Origin of the sequence: Streptomyces sp. 8N616 (genome assembly GCF_052246385.1) — a bacterium.
Lineage (GTDB): Bacteria > Actinomycetota > Actinomycetes > Streptomycetales > Streptomycetaceae > Streptomyces.
Map to the genome: position 1 here is coordinate 1 of NZ_JBQQBY010000033.1, position 16649 is coordinate 16649.

Below are 16649 nucleotides of genomic sequence, written 5' to 3' on the forward strand. Positions count from 1 at the left end.
TCATGCGCAGACTCCTCCGCGACGTCGCCGAAAACCGCACACTCGGCGACGTGACCACCCTCACCGACTCCTCCGTCATGGAACTCATCCAGAGCAAACTGCCCACCGCCGCAAGCGAAGACTGAGCGCGAAAGCCCATGGGGTGGGTAATTGCCGCCCAGCATGGACGCGTTGAGGGGGCCGACAGACACGGCAAGCGGGGGTCCCAAATTCCCGCCTGAAGAGTGCAGTTAGCATGTACCGGCCATGGCAGTCGACAGACAAGGCTCGCACCTTGACCATCGCGGGATTAGCGGTACTGCGGCAGAAATTGCAGCGGATTGGCGGTGAGGTCGGCAGATTCGGCGCCGTGGGCGCTGTCGGCTGGCTGGTGGACACGGCGGTGTTCAACCTCTGCTTGCACATGGTGAACCTGCAGACGGTCCGGTCCGGATTGATCGCCAACGCGGTCGCTATCGGCACCAACTACGTCGGGAACCGCTACTGGACCTACCGCCACCGGGACAAGAGTCGCACCACCCGTGAAGCGACCCTGTTCGTGCTGTTCAGCAGCGTGGGCATGGTCATCCAGAACGGTGTGCTCGCCCTGTCGCACTACGGCTTCGGCCATACCTCGCCCTTGGCCGACAACCTGGCAAAGAACGTCGTCGGCCTCGGCTTGGCCACCGGATTCCGCTTCTGGTCCTACCGCACGTGGGTGTTCCGCAGGGAGCCCCGGAGCGAAGACAACGCGTACAGAACCGATGACGCCCTCCAAAGTGCGGGAGCGGGGGGAAACCGTGCTCGCGACCTCTGAGCCATCCAGGTTACGAAGGCCGTGTTGCGCCCCGGAACTCCCGTCCGGGCGGGCCCGGTCGGATTTCGTCAGTCGTCCGCACCGCCCAGCACATTCAACCGGTGGAGCAGCCGCGCCAGTTCGGCGATCTCGGCGCGGTCCCAGCCCTCCAGCTTCTTGACGTACTGCTCTCGGCGCGCGCTCCGTACCGCCGCGAAGCGAGCGCGGCCCTCGCTCGTGAGGGCGACGAGGGAGGCGCGCCCGTCGGCGGGGTCGGGGCGGCGGGCGATCAGGCCCAGGATCTCGAGCGCCCGCAACTGGCGGCTCATGGTCGCCTTGCCGACGCCGAAGTACGCGGCGAGCTCGGTGGCGCGCTGCTCGCCCGCGTCCTCGAGCCGCAGGAGCAGCCCGTACGCGGCGGGCTCCAGGTCCGGATGGACCTCGCGCGCCATCTCGCCGGAGGAGGCACGGGCGCGGCGCAGGAAGACGGCCAACTCCCGTTCGAGCGCCAGAAACTCACGGTCCACGCCACTCACGCCTTCGGCACCTTTCCTCCGCGGCCGATTTCTTTCAGCTGCCGCTGTCATCGCAGCTCGGCCAGTATCCCGCCAGTATTTCGCAGGAGTAGACCATCGGCAGCGCGTTGGTCCTCTTTGACCCCCGTGGCCAGCGGGTATGGGCCTTATGGCATGGCCACACCAATGTGCCCATGCCCACCCCCTGCTTCCCCCCTCCCTCCCCCGCATCTGGTCACCGGAGGCACGCATGTCCGTGCACGGCTCCCTTCGCTGCCTATTCGTCGCCCTCCTCGCCCTCCTGATCGCCCTGACCTGTCCGGCTTTCGCCGTGAGCACCGCGAGCGCCGCCGACCGGCCCGGCCCTGCCGGACGCCACCCCGAGCTCAACTGGATGGGCTCGACCGTCCAGAAGCACGAGCCGGGGATCCCCAACCCCATCCCCGCGCCCTCACTCGCCGCCGCGAGCGTCGAGGGCGTGGACGTCAGCAGCCACCAGGGGAACGTCAACTGGCCGGCCCTCTGGAACAGCGGCGTCCGCTTCGCCTACGTCAAGGCGACCGAGGGGAACTACTACCGGAACCCCTACTTCACCCAGCAGTACAACGGTTCGTACAACATCGGCATGATCCGCGGCGCGTACCACTTCGCGACGCCGAACGACTCCAGCGGCGCCAACCAGGCGAACTACTTCGTCGACCGCGGAGGCGGCTGGTCGCGCGACGGCAAGACGCTGCCGGGCGTGCTCGACATCGAGTACAACCCGTACGGCGCGACGTGCTACGGCAAGAGCCAGGCAGCGATGGTCAGCTGGATACGCGACTTCACCACCACCTACAAGGCGCGGACCGGGCGGGATGCGGTGATCTACACGACCACCGGATGGTGGACGCAGTGCACCGGGAACAGCGGGAGCTTCGGGTCGACGAACCCGCTCTGGATCGCCCGCTACAACACGACGCCGGGCACGCTGCCGAACGGCTGGGCGTACCACACCTTCTGGCAGTACACCTCGAGCGGGCCGATCGTCGGCGACCACGACAAGTTCAACGGATCGTACGACCGCCTCAAGGTTCTGGCCAACGGTTAACGCTCGCTTCTGTCTTCGGACCGTCCGGCTCCGAGAGTCGAACGATCCGAACGGCCCGAATGGGCAACGACCCCTGCTGCGCGGGCAGTTCTCCTTCGCGGCAGGGGGCCGCCCGCCCCCTCCGCTCTGAATAGCCGGTTACGCCGCCTCTCCCGGCTTCCTCGAGCCGATTCCCTCCATGAGAAAAGCGTCTATTGGGGTGATCCGTCGTTGCCGGAAACGAGAATCATCGTTTCCCCGAGTAGCCCGCAGTTCCTCCCGGTAATTCTCTCAAGAATGGGGTTCACCGTGCGTTCTGTGCGTCCTCGGATCCGACGGAATGTGATCGTCGTCGGCATCGCTTCGGCCAGTCTCGTGGGCTGGTTCGCCTCTCCCGCTGCCCACGCAACCCATGACCGCCCAAAGATCTCCGACTGCGTCGGAAAGGAGAACGGCTACGACCGTTCCGGCCAACTGAGCAACAAGGAATGGGCCCGGGCAGAAAACCACAGTGAGGGATACGGCAAGTACGCGACGTGCCGTTTCGTCATCAAGGACAAGTCCAAGTACGTGGACCTCAGCCAAAGGGTCGTATCGGACACCTACGGCGCCTGCGAAGGACCGGCGTGGGGCGTCGAGCTGACGGCCGGCGACTCGTTGGCCAGGTCGAAGGCGAAGTCGCGGGAGAAGCAGCGGCTCAAGAGGCACGAGCACTTCATCGAGAGAACCGTCTCGGCGGAGATCTCCGCGACCATCGCGGAAGTGCTGACCATCAGCCTCGGCCGATCCAAGACCGTGGGCGACCTCTGGGCCCGCGAACACAGTCGTACCAAAGGTGAGTCCACGGAGTACACGGACACCAAGACGAAGGAGAGGACGGTCAGCGTCGACATCCCGGAAGGAAAGAGAGCGTATTTCCAGTACGCTCCCTGGCTCCAGAAGAGCTCCGGCTACCTGGAGATGAGCTACTGGGGTGGTGAGCCCGGCGACAGAAACAACCGGGTCGTGAAGCACGTCGACCTGACGACCCATACCCCCGTCCTGAAGGACGACAAGAAGCCGCGTCTGGACTACCAGACCAGGTGGCTGGACTGCCCCACCAAGAAGTCCGCGCGGAAGACGCGGAAGGCGTAAAGGCGTAGAAGGAAAAGCCAACGGCCCCTCTCCCTTCGGCGGGAGAGGGGCCGCGCCGCTCCGGTTGCGTCCGTCACGCCGCCACCGGAACTTCCTTCTCCGGCGCAGTGCGGGCCGGTTCCAGCGCCAGCTTCAGCACCTGCCGGACATCGCTCACCGCGTGCACGTCGAGCTTCTCCAGCACCTCGGCGGGCACGTCGTCGAGGTCCGCCTCGTTCCGCTTCGGGATCACGACGGTGGTGATCCCGGCTCGGTGTGCGGCGAGCAGCTTCTGCTTCACGCCGCCGACCGGCAGCACCCGGCCGGTCAGCGACACTTCGCCGGTCATCGCCACGTCCGTGCGCACCCGCCGCCCGGACAGCAGCGAGGCGAGCGAGGACGTCATCGTGATGCCCGCGCTCGGGCCGTCCTTCGGCACCGCTCCGGCCGGCACGTGCAGGTGCACGCCCCGCTCCTTCAGGTCGCCGACGGGGAGTTCGAGCTCCGCGCCGTGCGAGCGCAGGAAGGAGAGCGCGATCTGCGCCGACTCCTTCATGACGTCGCCGAGCTGTCCGGTGAGCTGCAGACCGGTCGCCCCGGTCTCCGGGTCGGCGAGCGACGCCTCGATGTAGAGCACGTCGCCGCCCGCACCCGTGACCGCGAGCCCGGTGGCCACGCCCGGCATCGCCGTACGCCGCTCCTCCGGATCCTGGGCCGACTCCGGCATGTGGTGCGGCCGCCCGATCCAGGGGCGCAGGCCGTCGGGACCGATGGTCACCGGCAGTTCCTGCTCGCCGAGTTCGTGCTTGGCCGCGACCTTGCGGAGCAGCCGGGCGACGGCCCGCTCCAGGTTCCGTACGCCCGCCTCGCGGGTGTACTCGCCCGCGAGCCTGCGCAGCGCGCCGTCCTCGAGCACGACCTCGCCGGGCTCCAGGCCCGCCCGCTCGAGCTGGCGCGGGAGCAGGTGGTCGCGCGCGATGACGACCTTCTCGTCCTCCGTGTAGCCGTCGAGCCGCACGAGCTCCATACGGTCGAGCAGCGCCTCCGGTATCGCCTCGAGGACGTTGGCCGTCGCCAGGAAGACCACGTCCGACAGGTCCAGTTCCACCTCCAGGTAGTGGTCCCGGAAGGTGTGGTTCTGGGCCGGGTCGAGGACTTCGAGCAGCGCCGCGGCCGGGTCGCCGCGGAAGTCGGAGCCCACCTTGTCGATCTCGTCGAGGAGGACGACCGGGTTCATCGACCCGGCCTCCTTGATGGCGCGGACGATCCGGCCGGGCAGCGCGCCGACGTACGTGCGCCGGTGGCCGCGGATCTCGGCCTCGTCGCGCACGCCGCCGAGCGCGACCCGGACGAACTTCCGGCCCATGGCGCGGGCGACGGACTCGCCGAGCGAGGTCTTGCCGACGCCGGGCGGGCCGACGAGCGCGAGCACGGCCCCGCCGCGCCGCCCGCCGACGACACCGAGGCCACGGCCCAGGCGCCGCTTCCGTACGGCCAGGTACTCGGTGATCCGCTCCTTCACGTCGTCGAGACCGGCGTGATCGGCGTCGAGTACGGCCTTGGCGCCCGGGATGTCGTACGCGTCCTCGGTCCGCTCGTTCCAGGGCAGCTCCAGGACGGTGTCGAGCCAGGTGCGGATCCAACTTCCCTCCGGGCTCTGGTCGGAGGACCGCTCCAGCTTGTCGACCTCCTTGAGGGCGGCTTCCCGCACCGTCTCCGGCAGGTCGGCCGCCTCGACGCGGGCTCGGTAGTCGTCGGACTCGTCCCCGGGTTCGCCGCCCAGCTCGGCGAGCTCCTTGCGGACGGCCTCCAGCTGACGGCGCAGCAGGAACTCGCGCTGCTGCTTGTCGACGCCCTCCTGGACGTCCTTGGCGATGGACTCGGCCACGTCCTGCTCGGCGAGGTGGTCGCTGAGCCAGCCGGTGGCCAGCTTCAGGCGGGCGACCGGGTCGAGGGTCTCCAGCAGCTGGACGCGCTGCTGGGGGGTGAGGAACGGCGAGTAGCCGGAGTTGTCGGCGAGCTGCCCGGGGCCGTCGATCTGCTGGACGCGGTCCACGACCTGCCAGGCGCCGCGCTTGCGCAGCCAGCTGGTGGCGAGGGCCTTGTACTCCTTCATCAGCTCGGCGACCGGGACCGGCAGGGGGTCCGGGGTCACCTCGTCGATCTGGGTGCCCTCCACCCAGAGCGCGGCCCCGGGCCCCGTCGTCCCGGCGCCGATGCGCACCCGGCTCACACCGCGGATGAGCGCGCCGGGGTCGCCGTCGGAGAGCCGGCCGACCTGCTCGACCGATCCGAGCGTGCCCACCGCCGCGTACGTCCCGTCGATCCGTGGGACCAGCAGCACGCGTGGCTTGCGCCCGGAGGATCGCGCAGCGGCCTGCGCGGCCTCCACGGCGGCTCGCACCTCGGCGTCGGACAGGTCGAGGGGCACCACCATCCCGGGCAGAACGACCTCGTCGTCGAGCGGCAGAACGGGCAGGGTGAGCGATGCGGACGTGGAAGCCATGATCTCCCCTTCGGCATTCAAGTTGAGCGTTAATGACTCAATGCGTCGGGGGTCCCGGGTGTTCCCTGAGCGCCGTTCGCTGTGAGCGATCGGCCTGTCGACTAGGGCGTGCGGGCCTCGAAGGCACGGCGGTACGCGTACGGGCTGGGCCTGCCCGCCCTCGCGCCTCAGAGGCATCACCGCGAGGCGGGCCGCGTCGGCGGCCATGGCGGACCCGTGGTCGCGCCGGATGGACAGCAGACGCCACCGCCAACACCGCGGACGCCACAGCCGCCACCGCCGACACCGCCGACACCGCCGTCACGCCCGAGCGGCCCGGCGTACGGCCGCCCGGCTGGCCATGTTCACCGGACTTCAACCTCCTGTGGGCGACGGTCACCGTCCTCATGATCGTGCGCCCCGGCTCCACCATGGGGCCCTGACGGCGACGACTACCCTGGGCGCGTCAGAGTCTCGTCGAGCCCCTTCCGGAGACCGTCCGCCATGCCGCCCCTGCCCAGCGCCCCCGCCGCACCGGTCACGGTCGACCGCCGCGAGGGCCCGTACGGCGAGGTGGTGCTGCGGCAGCGCGGCGAGCACTTCGAGATCATCGCCAACGGCTGCTTCCTGATGGACACCTCCGACGGGCGCTCGGAGCGGCTGCTCATCGACGCCGCGCTCGCCGCCCTCCCCGCGGACCGGGACGAGCCGTCCCTCCTCATCGGCGGTCTCGGCGTCGGCTTCTCGCTCGCCCGCGCCGCCGCAGAGCCGCGCTGGGGCCGGATCACCGTCGTCGAGCGCGAGCAGGCCGTCATCGACTGGCACCGCGCGGGACCGCTCGCACAGATCTCCGCCGAGGCCCTCGCCGACCCGCGCACCGCGATCCTCCACACCGACCTGGTCGCCCACGTCCGCACCCCGCGCGAGACATGTGGCGAGACGTATGACGCGCTGTGCCTGGACATCGACAACGGCCCCGACTGGACGGTCACCGAGGGCAACGACAGCCTGTACGGGCCGGCGGGTCTCGGCGCCTGCCGGGAGCGTCTCGCGCCGGGCGGCGTGCTCGCCGTGTGGTCCGCCGGACCGTCGGCGGCTTTCGAGGAAATGTTGCGGAATGCCGGATTCACTGGTGTAAGGACAGAAGAGGTCCAGGTCACCCGAGGTGTCCCGGATGTCGTCCACCTCGCCGTAAGGCCGGGGACTCCTGCGTAGCCGAGGTACGCACCGTGCCCGTACGCTGCTCCGTGCAGCGACGGTAAGTAAGCAAGGCTCGGCAGGACACGGGGAACATGCAGGGGCGGGCGATGGAGCAGACACACAACGGCGTGGCGAGCAGCGCGGCTGCCACTCCCGGCGCCCAGCGCCGCGTTCTGGTCGTCGAGGACGACCAGACGATAGTGGACGCCATTGCGGTGCGGCTGCGCGCCGAGGGCTTCCAGGTGCAGACGGCGTGCGACGGCCCGGCGGCCGTCGACACCGCCGAGGCCTGGCAGCCCGACCTGCTGGTTCTCGATGTGATGCTGCCGGGCTTCGACGGGCTCGAGGTCTGCCGCCGCGTACAGGCGCAGCGGCCGGTGCCGGTGCTGATGCTCACCGCGCGCGACGACGAGACCGACATGCTGGTCGGGCTCGGTGTCGGCGCGGACGACTACATGACCAAGCCGTTCTCCATGCGCGAACTTGCGGCGCGGGTGCACGTGTTGCTGCGCCGCGTGGAGCGGGCCACGCAGGCGGCGACCACCCCGCGCAGCGGCATCCTGCGCCTCGGCGAGCTGGAGATCGACCACGCACAGCGCCGGGTGCGGGTGCGCGGCGAGGACGTGCACCTCACCCCGACCGAGTTCGACCTGCTGGTGTGCCTGGCGAACACGCCGCGCGCGGTGCTCTCCCGCGAGCAGCTGCTCGCCGAGGTGTGGGACTGGGCGGACGCCTCCGGCACCCGCACCGTCGACAGCCACATCAAGGCGCTGCGCCGCAAGATCGGCGCGGAACGGATCCGTACGGTCCACGGGGTCGGCTACGCGCTGGAGACCCCTGCGACCCCGGCGACCTGACCGGCGGACGGCGGACCCGCGGATGAACAACCGGCCGCCGGAGCCCCTGCGGCCCGGCCTCTGGGCCCGGGTCTGGGAGGCGCTGCGCCCGCTCGACCCGTACCGGTCGGTCAAGGCCGCGCTGGGCGCCCTGGTCCTCGTCTCGGTGACTATCACCACACTGCTGGTGCTCGTCGCCATCCGGACGTCGACCGAGCTGCGGATCGTCACCATCTTCTCGATCATCGCCACGATGCTGATCACCCAATTCGTGGCGCATGGGCTGAGCTCGCCGCTGGACGAGATGAAGACCGTCGCCCGCGCGATGGCGAACGGCGACTACAGCCGGCGCGTCCAGGCCGTACGGCGGGACGAGCTCGGCGAGCTGGCCGCGACCTTCAACCACATGGCGGCCGACCTGGAGGCCGTCGACCGGCACCGCAAGGAGCTGGTGGCGAATGTCTCGCACGAGCTGCGGACGCCGATCGCCGGGCTGCGGGCGGTGCTGGAGAACGTCGTGGACGGGGTCTCCGCGGCCGACCCGGAGACGATGCGGACGGCGCTGCGGCAGACCGAGCGGCTGGGCCGCCTGGTGGAGACCCTGCTCGACCTGTCCCGGCTCGACAACGGGGTCGTACCGCTGCGGACCAGGCGCTTCGAGGTGTGGCCGTACCTGTCCGGGGTCCTGAAGGAGGCCAACCTGGCGGCCGCGGCCCGCGCCCACATCGGCGGGGCCGGCGCCCGCGCGGATGTCCACCTGCACCTGGACGTCTCGCCGCCCGAGCTGACCGCGCACGCCGACGCCGAGCGGCTGCACCAGGTCGTGGCCAACCTGGTCGACAACGCGGTCAAGCACAGCCCGCCGCACGGCCGCGTCACGCTGCGCGCCCGCCGCGGCGGCACCGGCCCCGGCAGCCTGGACCTGGAGGTCCTGGACGAGGGCCCGGGCATCCCGGAGCCCGAGCGGCACCGGATCTTCGAGCGCTTCAACCGGGGCAGCGTGTCCACGCCGCACGGGCCGGGGAGCGACGGCGGTACGGGTCTGGGGCTGGCGATCGCCCGGTGGGCGGTGGATCTTCACGGCGGCAGCATCGGGGTGGCCGAGTCACCTCGGGGGTGCCGGATACGGGTCATCCTCCCCGGGGCCCCGAAGGCGCAGGGTTGACTCAGGCCGAACGGTACGGGCCCGGACGGCAGCGGCTGGGGCACGCAGCTGGTGGCCGAGGAAGCCGCAACCGCGCCCGGACGTGCTCGTTCCGGGCGTAACCGGCGATGTTTCCCGCCTGATCATTCGGCGAAACCAGTCGATCAATGTGACTTGCACGACGACTGACCGGCCCGGCCTGCACCGAACCGTCTAAGAGGCGTAGCCTTTATTTCCGCTGTCCACCACCTAAGGAAGCGGAAGAGGGCGGTTGCCGCCGTGTCGCCACAGTCCCCCAATACCTCGAGCATCTCGACCGACGAAGACGGGCAGGGGAAGTCCCCCGCGACCGCATTCGGTCCCAACGAGTGGCTCGTCGACGAGATCTACCAGCAGTACCTCCAGGACCCGCACTCGGTAGACCGAGCCTGGTGGGACTTCTTCGCCGACTACAAGCCGGGACACGACACCGGCTCTGCGGTGGCTTCGCCACCGCAGGCAACGACCGGGGCGGGGGCCCCGACGGCCCCCGCGCCCAGCGCCACGGGCGCTGCCGCTGCTGCCACGACCGGCCGGACGGCCGCGGGCACGCAGGCCGCGCCTGGCGCGGGCAGCGCGGCTCCGGCCGCAGGCGCTGCAGGTGCTCCCACCACCGCCGCTCCGGCCGCCGCTCCGACGGCCCCCTCCGCGAACGGCGCCGCAGCCGCTGGCGCGAAGGCTCCAGCCGGCGCGCAGGCCGCGCCCGGCGCAGGCGCCACGACCGCCCCGGCCAGGCCCGGCGCCGGTGCCCCGGCCGCACCGCAGACTGCTGCCCCGACGGCGAAGCCCGCCGCGCAGGCAGCGCCCGGCGCTGCCGCCGCCACCGCCCCGGCGAAGCCGGGCGGCGGGGCGGCCGCAGGTGCCGCGCCTGCCGCCGCGCCCGCCAAGCCCGCCGCAGGCACACCCGCGCCCGCCCGGCCGGCGGCTGCCGGTAAGGCAGCTGAGCCGGCCGCGCCCGCCGGGCCGGAGTTCGTGCCGCTGCGCGGCCCGTCCGCCGCCGTGGCGAAGAACATGAACGCCTCGCTGGAGCTGCCGACGGCCACGTCCGTCCGTGCCGTTCCCGTGAAGCTGCTGTTCGACAACCGCATCGTCATCAACAACCACCTCAAGCGCGCCCGCGGCGGCAAGGTGTCCTTCACGCACCTCATCGGCTACGCGATGGTGCAGGCGCTGAAGGCGATGCCGTCGATGAACCACTCCTACGCGGAGAAGGACGGCAAGCCCACCCTCGTCAAGCCCCCGCACGTCAACCTCGGCCTCGCCATCGACCTGGTGAAGCCGAACGGCGACCGCCAGCTCGTCGTCGCGGCGATCAAGAAGGCCGAGACGCTCAACTTCTTCGAGTTCTGGCAGGCCTACGAGGACATCGTCCGCCGCGCCCGCGCGAACAAGCTGACGATGGAGGACTTCACCGGGGTCACCGCGTCGCTGACCAACCCCGGCGGCATCGGCACCGTCCACTCCGTGCCGCGCCTGATGCCCGGCCAGGGCGTGATCATCGGCGTCGGTGCGATGGACTACCCCGCCGAGTTCCAGGGCACCTCGCAGGACACCCTGAACCGGCTGGGCGTCTCCAAGGTCATGACGCTGACCAGCACGTACGACCACCGCGTGATCCAGGGCGCCGCCTCCGGCGAGTTCCTGCGGATCATGCACCAGCTGCTGCTCGGCGAGAACGAGTTCTACGACGAGATCTTCCAGGCGCTGCGCATCCCGTACGAGCCGGTGCGCTGGCTGCGGGACATCGACGTCTCGCACGACGACGACGTCACCAAGGCCGCCCGGGTCTTCGAGCTGATCCACTCCTACCGGGTCCGCGGCCATGTCATGGCCGACACCGACCCGCTGGAGTACAAGCAGCGCAAGCACCCCGACCTCGACATCACCGAGCACGGGCTGACCCTGTGGGACCTGGAGCGCGAGTTCGCGGTCGGCGGATTCGCCGGCAAGTCGATGATGAAGCTGCGCGACATCCTCGGCGTCCTGCGCGACTCGTACTGCCGCACCACCGGCATCGAGTTCATGCACATCCAGGACCCGAAGCAGCGCAAGTGGATCCAGGACCGCGTCGAGCGCCCGCACACCAAGCCGGAGCGCGAGGAGCAGCTGCGGATCCTGCGCCGCCTCAACGCCGCCGAGGCGTTCGAGACCTTCCTGCAGACGAAGTACGTCGGCCAGAAGCGCTTCTCGCTGGAGGGCGGCGAGTCCGTCATCCCGCTGCTCGACGCCGTACTGGACTCGGCCGCCGAGTCGCGCCTGGACGAGGTCGTCATCGGCATGGCCCACCGCGGCCGGCTCAACGTGCTGGCGAACATCGTCGGCAAGTCGTACGCCCAGATCTTCCGCGAGTTCGAGGGCAACCTCGACCCGAAGTCGATGCACGGCTCCGGCGACGTGAAGTACCACCTGGGCGCCGAGGGCACCTTCACCGGCCTGGACGGCGAGCAGATCAAGGTCTCGCTGACCGCGAACCCCTCCCACCTGGAGGCCGTGGACCCGGTCGTCGAGGGTGTCGCCCGCGCCAAGCAGGACATCATCGGCAAGGGCGGTACGGACTTCACGGTCCTGCCGGTCCAGCTGCACGGCGACGCGGCCTTCGCGGGCCAGGGCGTGGTGGCCGAGACCCTCAACATGTCGCAGCTGCGCGGCTACCGCACCGGCGGCACGGTCCACATCGTCATCAACAACCAGGTCGGCTTCACCGCCGCACCGGAGTCGGCCCGCTCCTCCATGTACGCCACGGATGTGGCGCGCATGATCGAGGCGCCGATCTTCCACGTGAACGGTGACGACCCGGAGGCCGTGGTGCGCGTCGCGCGGCTGGCCTTCGAGTTCCGCCAGGCGTTCAACAAGGACGTCGTCATCGACCTGATCTGCTACCGCCGCCGCGGCCACAACGAGTCCGACAACCCGGGCTTCACACAGCCGCTGATGTACGACCTGATCGACAAGAAGCGCTCGGTGCGCAAGCTCTACACCGAGTCCCTCATCGGTCGCGGCGACATCACGCTGGAAGAGGCCGAGCAGGCGCTGCAGGACTTCCAGGGCCAGCTGGAGAAGGTCTTCACCGAGGTCCGCGACGCCACCTCGCACCCGGCCCCGGCCCATGTCCCGGAGCCGCAGGCCGAGTTCCCCGTCGCTGTCGACACCAGCGTCAGCCAGGAGGTCGTCAAGCGGATCGCCGAGTCCCAGGTCAACATCCCCGACCGGGTGACCGTCCACCCGCGCCTGCTGCCTCAGTTGCAGCGCCGCGCGGCCCAGGTGGAGGACGACGCGATCGACTGGGGCATGGGCGAGACCCTCGCCGTCGGCTCGCTGCTGATGGAGGGCACCCCGGTCCGGCTGGCGGGCCAGGACTCCCGCCGCGGCACCTTCGGCCAGCGGCACGCGGTGCTGGTCGACCGGGAGACCGGGGACGACTACACCCCGCTGCTGTACCTGACCGAGGACCAGGCCCGGTTCAACGTCTACGACTCGCTGCTCAGCGAGTACGCGGCGATGGGCTTCGAGTACGGCTACTCGCTGGCCCGTCCCGAGGCGCTGGTGATGTGGGAGGCGCAGTTCGGTGACTTCGTCAACGGCGCCCAGACCGTCGTGGACGAGTTCATCTCCTCCGCCGAGCAGAAGTGGGGCCAGACCTCCGGCGTCACCCTCCTCCTGCCGCACGGCTACGAGGGCCAGGGCCCGGACCACTCCTCGGCCCGTATCGAGCGCTTCCTGCAGGTCTGCGCGCAGAACAACATGACGGTCGCCATGCCGACGCTGCCGTCGAACTACTTCCACCTGCTGCGCTGGCAGGTCCACAACCCGCACCACAAGCCGCTGGTCGTCTTCACCCCGAAGTCGATGCTCCGGCTCAAGGCGGCGGCGTCGAAGACGGAAGAGTTCCTGAGCGGCGGCTTCCGCCCGGTCATCGGCGACACCGCGGTTGATTCGGGCGTGGTGGACGCGAGCGCGGTCCGTAAGGTCGTCTTCTGCTCCGGCAAGGTCTACTACGACCTCGTGGCGGAGCGGGAGAAGCGCGGCACGAACGACACGGCCATCGTCCGGCTCGAGCGGCTGTACCCGCTGCCGGGTGCAGAGCTCCAGGCCGAGATCTCCAAGTTCCCGGGCGCGGAGAAGTTCGTCTGGGCCCAGGAGGAGCCCGCGAACCAGGGTGCGTGGCCGTTCATCGCGCTCAACCTGATCGACCACCTGGACCTGGCGGTCGGTGCCGACGTTCCGCACAAGGAGCGCCTGCGCCGCGTCTCCCGGCCGCACTCCTCCTCCCCGGCGGTCGGCTCGGCCAAGCGCCACCAGGTCGAGCAGCAGGCCCTGGTCAGCGAGGCATTCGACATCTGACCGGGACTGCGGCACGTACGGAAAGGGCCCGGCCCCGCGCGATGCGGGGCCGGGCCCTCCGGCGCTTCCGTGCCCTTCCGTTGGTCCACGCGCGCCCGTGGTGGCGCGCGTGGACCGGGATTCCTCAGATCGGCTGGGGCTCGAAGTCCCAGTACGGGCGGACGCCTTCGCGTATGGAGCGGGTGTGCGCGTGGTCCTCGCCCAGCAGCTCGGTGGCCGCCCCGATCACCTGCTGCCGCAGGGCGTCCGCCTCGTCGGCCCGGCCCGACGCGTGCAGGTCCTGGGCGAGGCCCGCCATGCAGTTGAGGGTCAGCGGGTGGCGCTCGCCGACCACCCCGCGCGCCCGGTCCAGGGCGTCGCGCCCCAGCCGGACGGCGCCCGCCGTGTCCCCGGCGCGGTGCCGCGCCAGCGCGGTGTTGAGCACGCAGCCGACCGTCCAGGGGTGTCCGTCGCCCACGGCCCCGGCCATCGCGTCCAGGGTCTCCTGGGCGGCCCGCACCGCGGCGCCGGGGTTTCCCGTCTCGCCCTGGATGAGCGCGACGTTGGCGCGCGTCCCGAGAGCGTACGGGTGGTCCTCGCCGAGCTGGGCGCCGTAGAGCTTGGCGGTCGACTCGGCGAGCTCGCGGGCCTGGGAGAGCTCGCCCTCGTACCGCAGCAGCATGGCGAAGTCGGCCGAGACCATCAGCGTCTCGGGATGCTGCAGGCCGCGCCGCTTGACCAGCCGATCGCGGACCTTGCGCATCATGGCGCGGGCGAACTGCACATTGCCGTCGCGTCGCAGGCAGAGGGCGAGGTTGTGCTCGGCGAGCAGCGTCTGGGTGTGGTTCTTGTCCAGGACCTGCCGGTGCAGGCGGCAGTTGTGGTCCTGGATGGCCAGCGCCTCGTCGTACCGGCCGAGCAGCCGGAGCGTCCAGGCCGTGTGCAGCGCGGAGTTGAGGGTGAGCGGGTTGCGCCCGCCGAGGAGGCCGACCCTGGCCTCGAGGATCGAGCGGTGGAGGCGGAGGGAGTCCTCGTACCGGCCCTGGAGGCCGAGGGCGACGGCGAGGTTGCTGCGTATGGCGAGCGTGCGCGGCACCTCCTGTTCGCCGAGTGAGGCGGCGGCCTCCTCCGCGGCCTCCTCGAAGAGGGCGGTCGCCTCGTCGTACTTGGCGAGCGCCATCAGGGTCCCGGCGAGGCCGTCCTTGGCGCGCAGCACCTCGATGACGCGGGCGCCGGTGCCGGCCGTGAGCCGTCCGAGGACGTCCCGGCCGACGGTTTCCGCCTCCGCGTACCGCCCGAGCCTGCGCAGCATGTTGGCCTGCTGGTGGACGGCGACGAGCAGGGTGCGGTCGGTGGGGCCCGAGGCTTCGCGCCAGCGGTCCACGGCCTGCCGGCTGAGCCACCAGCCGTCGTGGTACTCGCCGCGCGTCCGCAGGTATTCGATGCAGTTGAGGACCAGCTCCCGTACGTCCTCCTCGGACGAGTCGAGAGCGCCCGACTGATCCAGGTGCGGGATCAGCTCGGCGTAGCGCGCCCAGTTGCGCGGGGATGCGGGCTCCCTGGGGTCGGCGGCGACCAGCACCCGGCAGGCGGTGGCCGAGGCCTTCTTGCGGTCGTCGGGCGGCATGCTGGTGCGCACGAAGCGGTGGAAGAGCCGGTGCATGCGGAGCGTGCCGACGGTGAGGATGTCCATGCGGGGCCCGGTCTCGTACTCCAGGCGCATGGAGGTGGCCTCGGAGAGCGTGCGCAGCGCGGTGTTCCAGCTGCTGGGCTCGGCGACCAGCTCGGCGAGGTGCGGCGGCAGGTCGCTCGCGCGCGCCGACTGCAGGAGCCGTACGGGGACGACGTCCGGCGAGAAGAAGGCGAGCAGCTTGAGGAGCTCGTCCACCTCCGGGGACTGTTCGCGGAGGGTGTTGAGGGTGATCGCCCAGGCGACCTGGAAGCCGCGGGGGTAGTCCTTGGAGGGCAGGACGCCGAAGTCGTTCGGGTCGCCGGTGCGGATGTCCGCCACGTAGTCGCCGACCGAGGCCGTGGGGTTGTTGTCCAGCCACGCCGCCATCTGGTCGAGCAGCAACGGCAGATCCTGGAGGGCGTCCGCGAGCCGGTCCGCGTCCTCCTCGGTCAGCCGGGAGGCGCGGCGGCACGCGAAGGCGACGCTCTCGTTCCGGTCGAACGGCGGCAGTCCGACCAGTTCGGCGCCCTGCTGGGACCAGGCGGTACGGCGCGTGGTGATCAGGACGTGGCCGGGGCCCTCGGGGACGAGGGACTCCAGTTCCTCGGGCTCCTCCGCGCCGTCCAGGACGACCAGCCAGCGGCGGCGGGTGGTGCGCAGCTCCTGCCTGACGGCTTCGATGAGGCCGCCGACCTCGTGCTCCGCCCGGATGCCGAGCTCTTCTGCGAGCGCCGCGAACTGTTCCCGGGCCGCGGCCCGCACCGCGGCGCTGACGTGCCACACGATGTCGTACTCGCCCGCGAAGCGGTGGACGAACTCGGTGGCCACCTGCGTCTTGCCGACTCCGCTCGGGCCGTGCAGCGCCACGACCGCCGTCTGGTCACCGCCCGCCGCGAACGCGTCGTGGAGCCGCTCGAGGACCTGCTCGCGGCCGGTGAAACGGCGGTTGCGGCGCGGGGAGTTCCAGATCTCGGGCCGGTCGTCGGGGAAGCGGCGGCTGCGGGCCAGCTCGACCCGCGCGGGCCCGGTGGCCTCGGCCCCGACGGCGGCGAGCAGGCGCCGCCTGGCCTCCTCGGGCCCGAGTCCGCGCAGGCCGATGGGGTCGAGGGCGGCCGCGTCCTCGGGGAGCGGGCGGGTGGTGACGCTGACGGCGGCGATACGGTCGCGGTGGGGCGGCACGGCCAGCCGCAGCGCCTCGCCCCACGCCTCGTTCCGCCCGGACTCGAACCTGAGGTACCAGTCGTCGAGCACGAGGAGCACCCTGCCGTGGCCGCCCAGCAGGCCCGTGATGGCCGAAGCGGAGGGGGCACGGTGCACGGGATCCCAGCGGACCATGCCGGTGGTGCGGCCCGCCGCCTCGAACTGTTCCGCGATCCACTCGGCCCAGGACTGGCTGAGGCCCGCGAAGACGACCGTGACGTGCTCAGGCTTCTCGGTCACTGCGACCGTCTCCCTCTCCAGCAAAGCGATGACCCCCAGCG

10 protein-coding genes are annotated in these 16649 nt (G+C 70.8%); 7 read left to right on the plus strand and 3 right to left on the minus strand.

Translation table 11 applies throughout. The annotated features are described in order from the left end of the window. The first annotated feature begins 274 nt into the window (after positions 1-274). Positions 275-796, plus strand: coding sequence for a GtrA family protein (locus ACTWQC_RS26510; RefSeq protein ID WP_443318318.1), 522 nt, complete (start codon positions 275-277; stop codon positions 794-796). Between the two features lie 68 nt (positions 797-864). Here the strand turns inward: ACTWQC_RS26510 and ACTWQC_RS26515 are convergent, their stop codons facing one another. After that, complete coding sequence (locus ACTWQC_RS26515; RefSeq protein WP_443318319.1) at positions 865-1362, minus strand: MarR family winged helix-turn-helix transcriptional regulator; 498 nt, start codon at positions 1360-1362, stop codon at positions 865-867. A 178-nt stretch (positions 1363-1540) separates the two neighbouring features. Between ACTWQC_RS26515 and ACTWQC_RS26520 the strand changes: the two genes are divergently transcribed. Both ACTWQC_RS26520 and ACTWQC_RS26525 read left to right on the plus strand, forming a co-directional pair. After that, positions 1541-2380 carry a lysozyme gene (locus ACTWQC_RS26520; RefSeq protein ID WP_443318320.1) on the plus strand — a complete coding sequence of 280 codons (840 nt, stop codon included), beginning with the start codon at positions 1541-1543 and terminating at the stop codon, positions 2378-2380. Between the two features lie 297 nt (positions 2381-2677). Beyond that, positions 2678-3493 carry a hypothetical protein gene (locus ACTWQC_RS26525; protein ID WP_443318321.1) on the plus strand — a complete coding sequence of 272 codons (816 nt, stop codon included), beginning with the start codon at positions 2678-2680 and terminating at the stop codon, positions 3491-3493. 73 nt (positions 3494-3566) lie between these two features. Here the strand turns inward: ACTWQC_RS26525 and lon are convergent, their stop codons facing one another. Then, positions 3567-5978 (minus strand): endopeptidase La, encoded by a 2412-nt coding sequence (gene lon / locus ACTWQC_RS26530; RefSeq protein WP_443318322.1) that lies wholly within the window; start codon positions 5976-5978, stop codon positions 3567-3569. Positions 5979-6461: 483 nt separating this feature from the next. Here lon and ACTWQC_RS26535 point away from each other — a divergent pair, with 483 nt between their 5' ends. The 4 genes from ACTWQC_RS26535 to ACTWQC_RS26550 all read left to right on the plus strand — a co-directional run bounded on the left by ACTWQC_RS26535 (position 6462) and on the right by ACTWQC_RS26550 (position 13517). Next, complete coding sequence (locus tag ACTWQC_RS26535) at positions 6462-7172, plus strand: spermidine synthase (RefSeq protein WP_443318323.1); 711 nt, start codon at positions 6462-6464, stop codon at positions 7170-7172. A 92-nt stretch (positions 7173-7264) separates the two neighbouring features. Continuing rightward, positions 7265-8014 (plus strand): response regulator transcription factor, encoded by a 750-nt coding sequence (locus ACTWQC_RS26540; RefSeq protein ID WP_443318324.1) that lies wholly within the window; start codon positions 7265-7267, stop codon positions 8012-8014. 22 nt (positions 8015-8036) lie between these two features. Further along, positions 8037-9158 carry a HAMP domain-containing sensor histidine kinase gene (locus tag ACTWQC_RS26545; RefSeq protein WP_443318325.1) on the plus strand — a complete coding sequence of 374 codons (1122 nt, stop codon included), beginning with the start codon at positions 8037-8039 and terminating at the stop codon, positions 9156-9158. Positions 9159-9416: 258 nt separating this feature from the next. Then, entirely contained in the window at positions 9417-13517 is a 4101-nt protein-coding gene (locus ACTWQC_RS26550) for a multifunctional oxoglutarate decarboxylase/oxoglutarate dehydrogenase thiamine pyrophosphate-binding subunit/dihydrolipoyllysine-residue succinyltransferase subunit (RefSeq protein ID WP_443318326.1), read from the plus strand. Positions 13518-13641: 124 nt separating this feature from the next. Here ACTWQC_RS26550 and fxsT read toward each other — a convergent pair whose 3' ends face one another. Then, positions 13642-16608: an FxSxx-COOH system tetratricopeptide repeat protein gene (gene fxsT / locus ACTWQC_RS26555; protein ID WP_443318327.1), complete on the minus strand. Its 2967-nt coding sequence runs from the start codon at positions 16606-16608 to the stop codon at positions 13642-13644. Positions 16609-16649 lie beyond the last annotated feature (41 nt).

What these genes read in the sequence shown, in the direction of transcription:
- ACTWQC_RS26515 (WP_443318319.1), bottom strand. Translation starts at nt 1,362, where the DNA reads ATGACAGCGGCAGCTGAAAGAAATCGGCCGCGGAGGAAAGGTGCCGAA.
- ACTWQC_RS26520 (WP_443318320.1), top strand. Translation starts at nt 1,541, where the DNA reads ATGTCCGTGCACGGCTCCCTTCGCTGCCTATTCGTCGCCCTCCTCGCC.
- lon (WP_443318322.1), bottom strand. Translation starts at nt 5,978, where the DNA reads ATGGCTTCCACGTCCGCATCGCTCACCCTGCCCGTTCTGCCGCTCGAC.
- ACTWQC_RS26535 (WP_443318323.1), top strand. Translation starts at nt 6,462, where the DNA reads ATGCCGCCCCTGCCCAGCGCCCCCGCCGCACCGGTCACGGTCGACCGC.
- ACTWQC_RS26540 (WP_443318324.1), top strand. Translation starts at nt 7,265, where the DNA reads ATGGAGCAGACACACAACGGCGTGGCGAGCAGCGCGGCTGCCACTCCC.
- ACTWQC_RS26545 (WP_443318325.1), top strand. Translation starts at nt 8,037, where the DNA reads ATGAACAACCGGCCGCCGGAGCCCCTGCGGCCCGGCCTCTGGGCCCGG.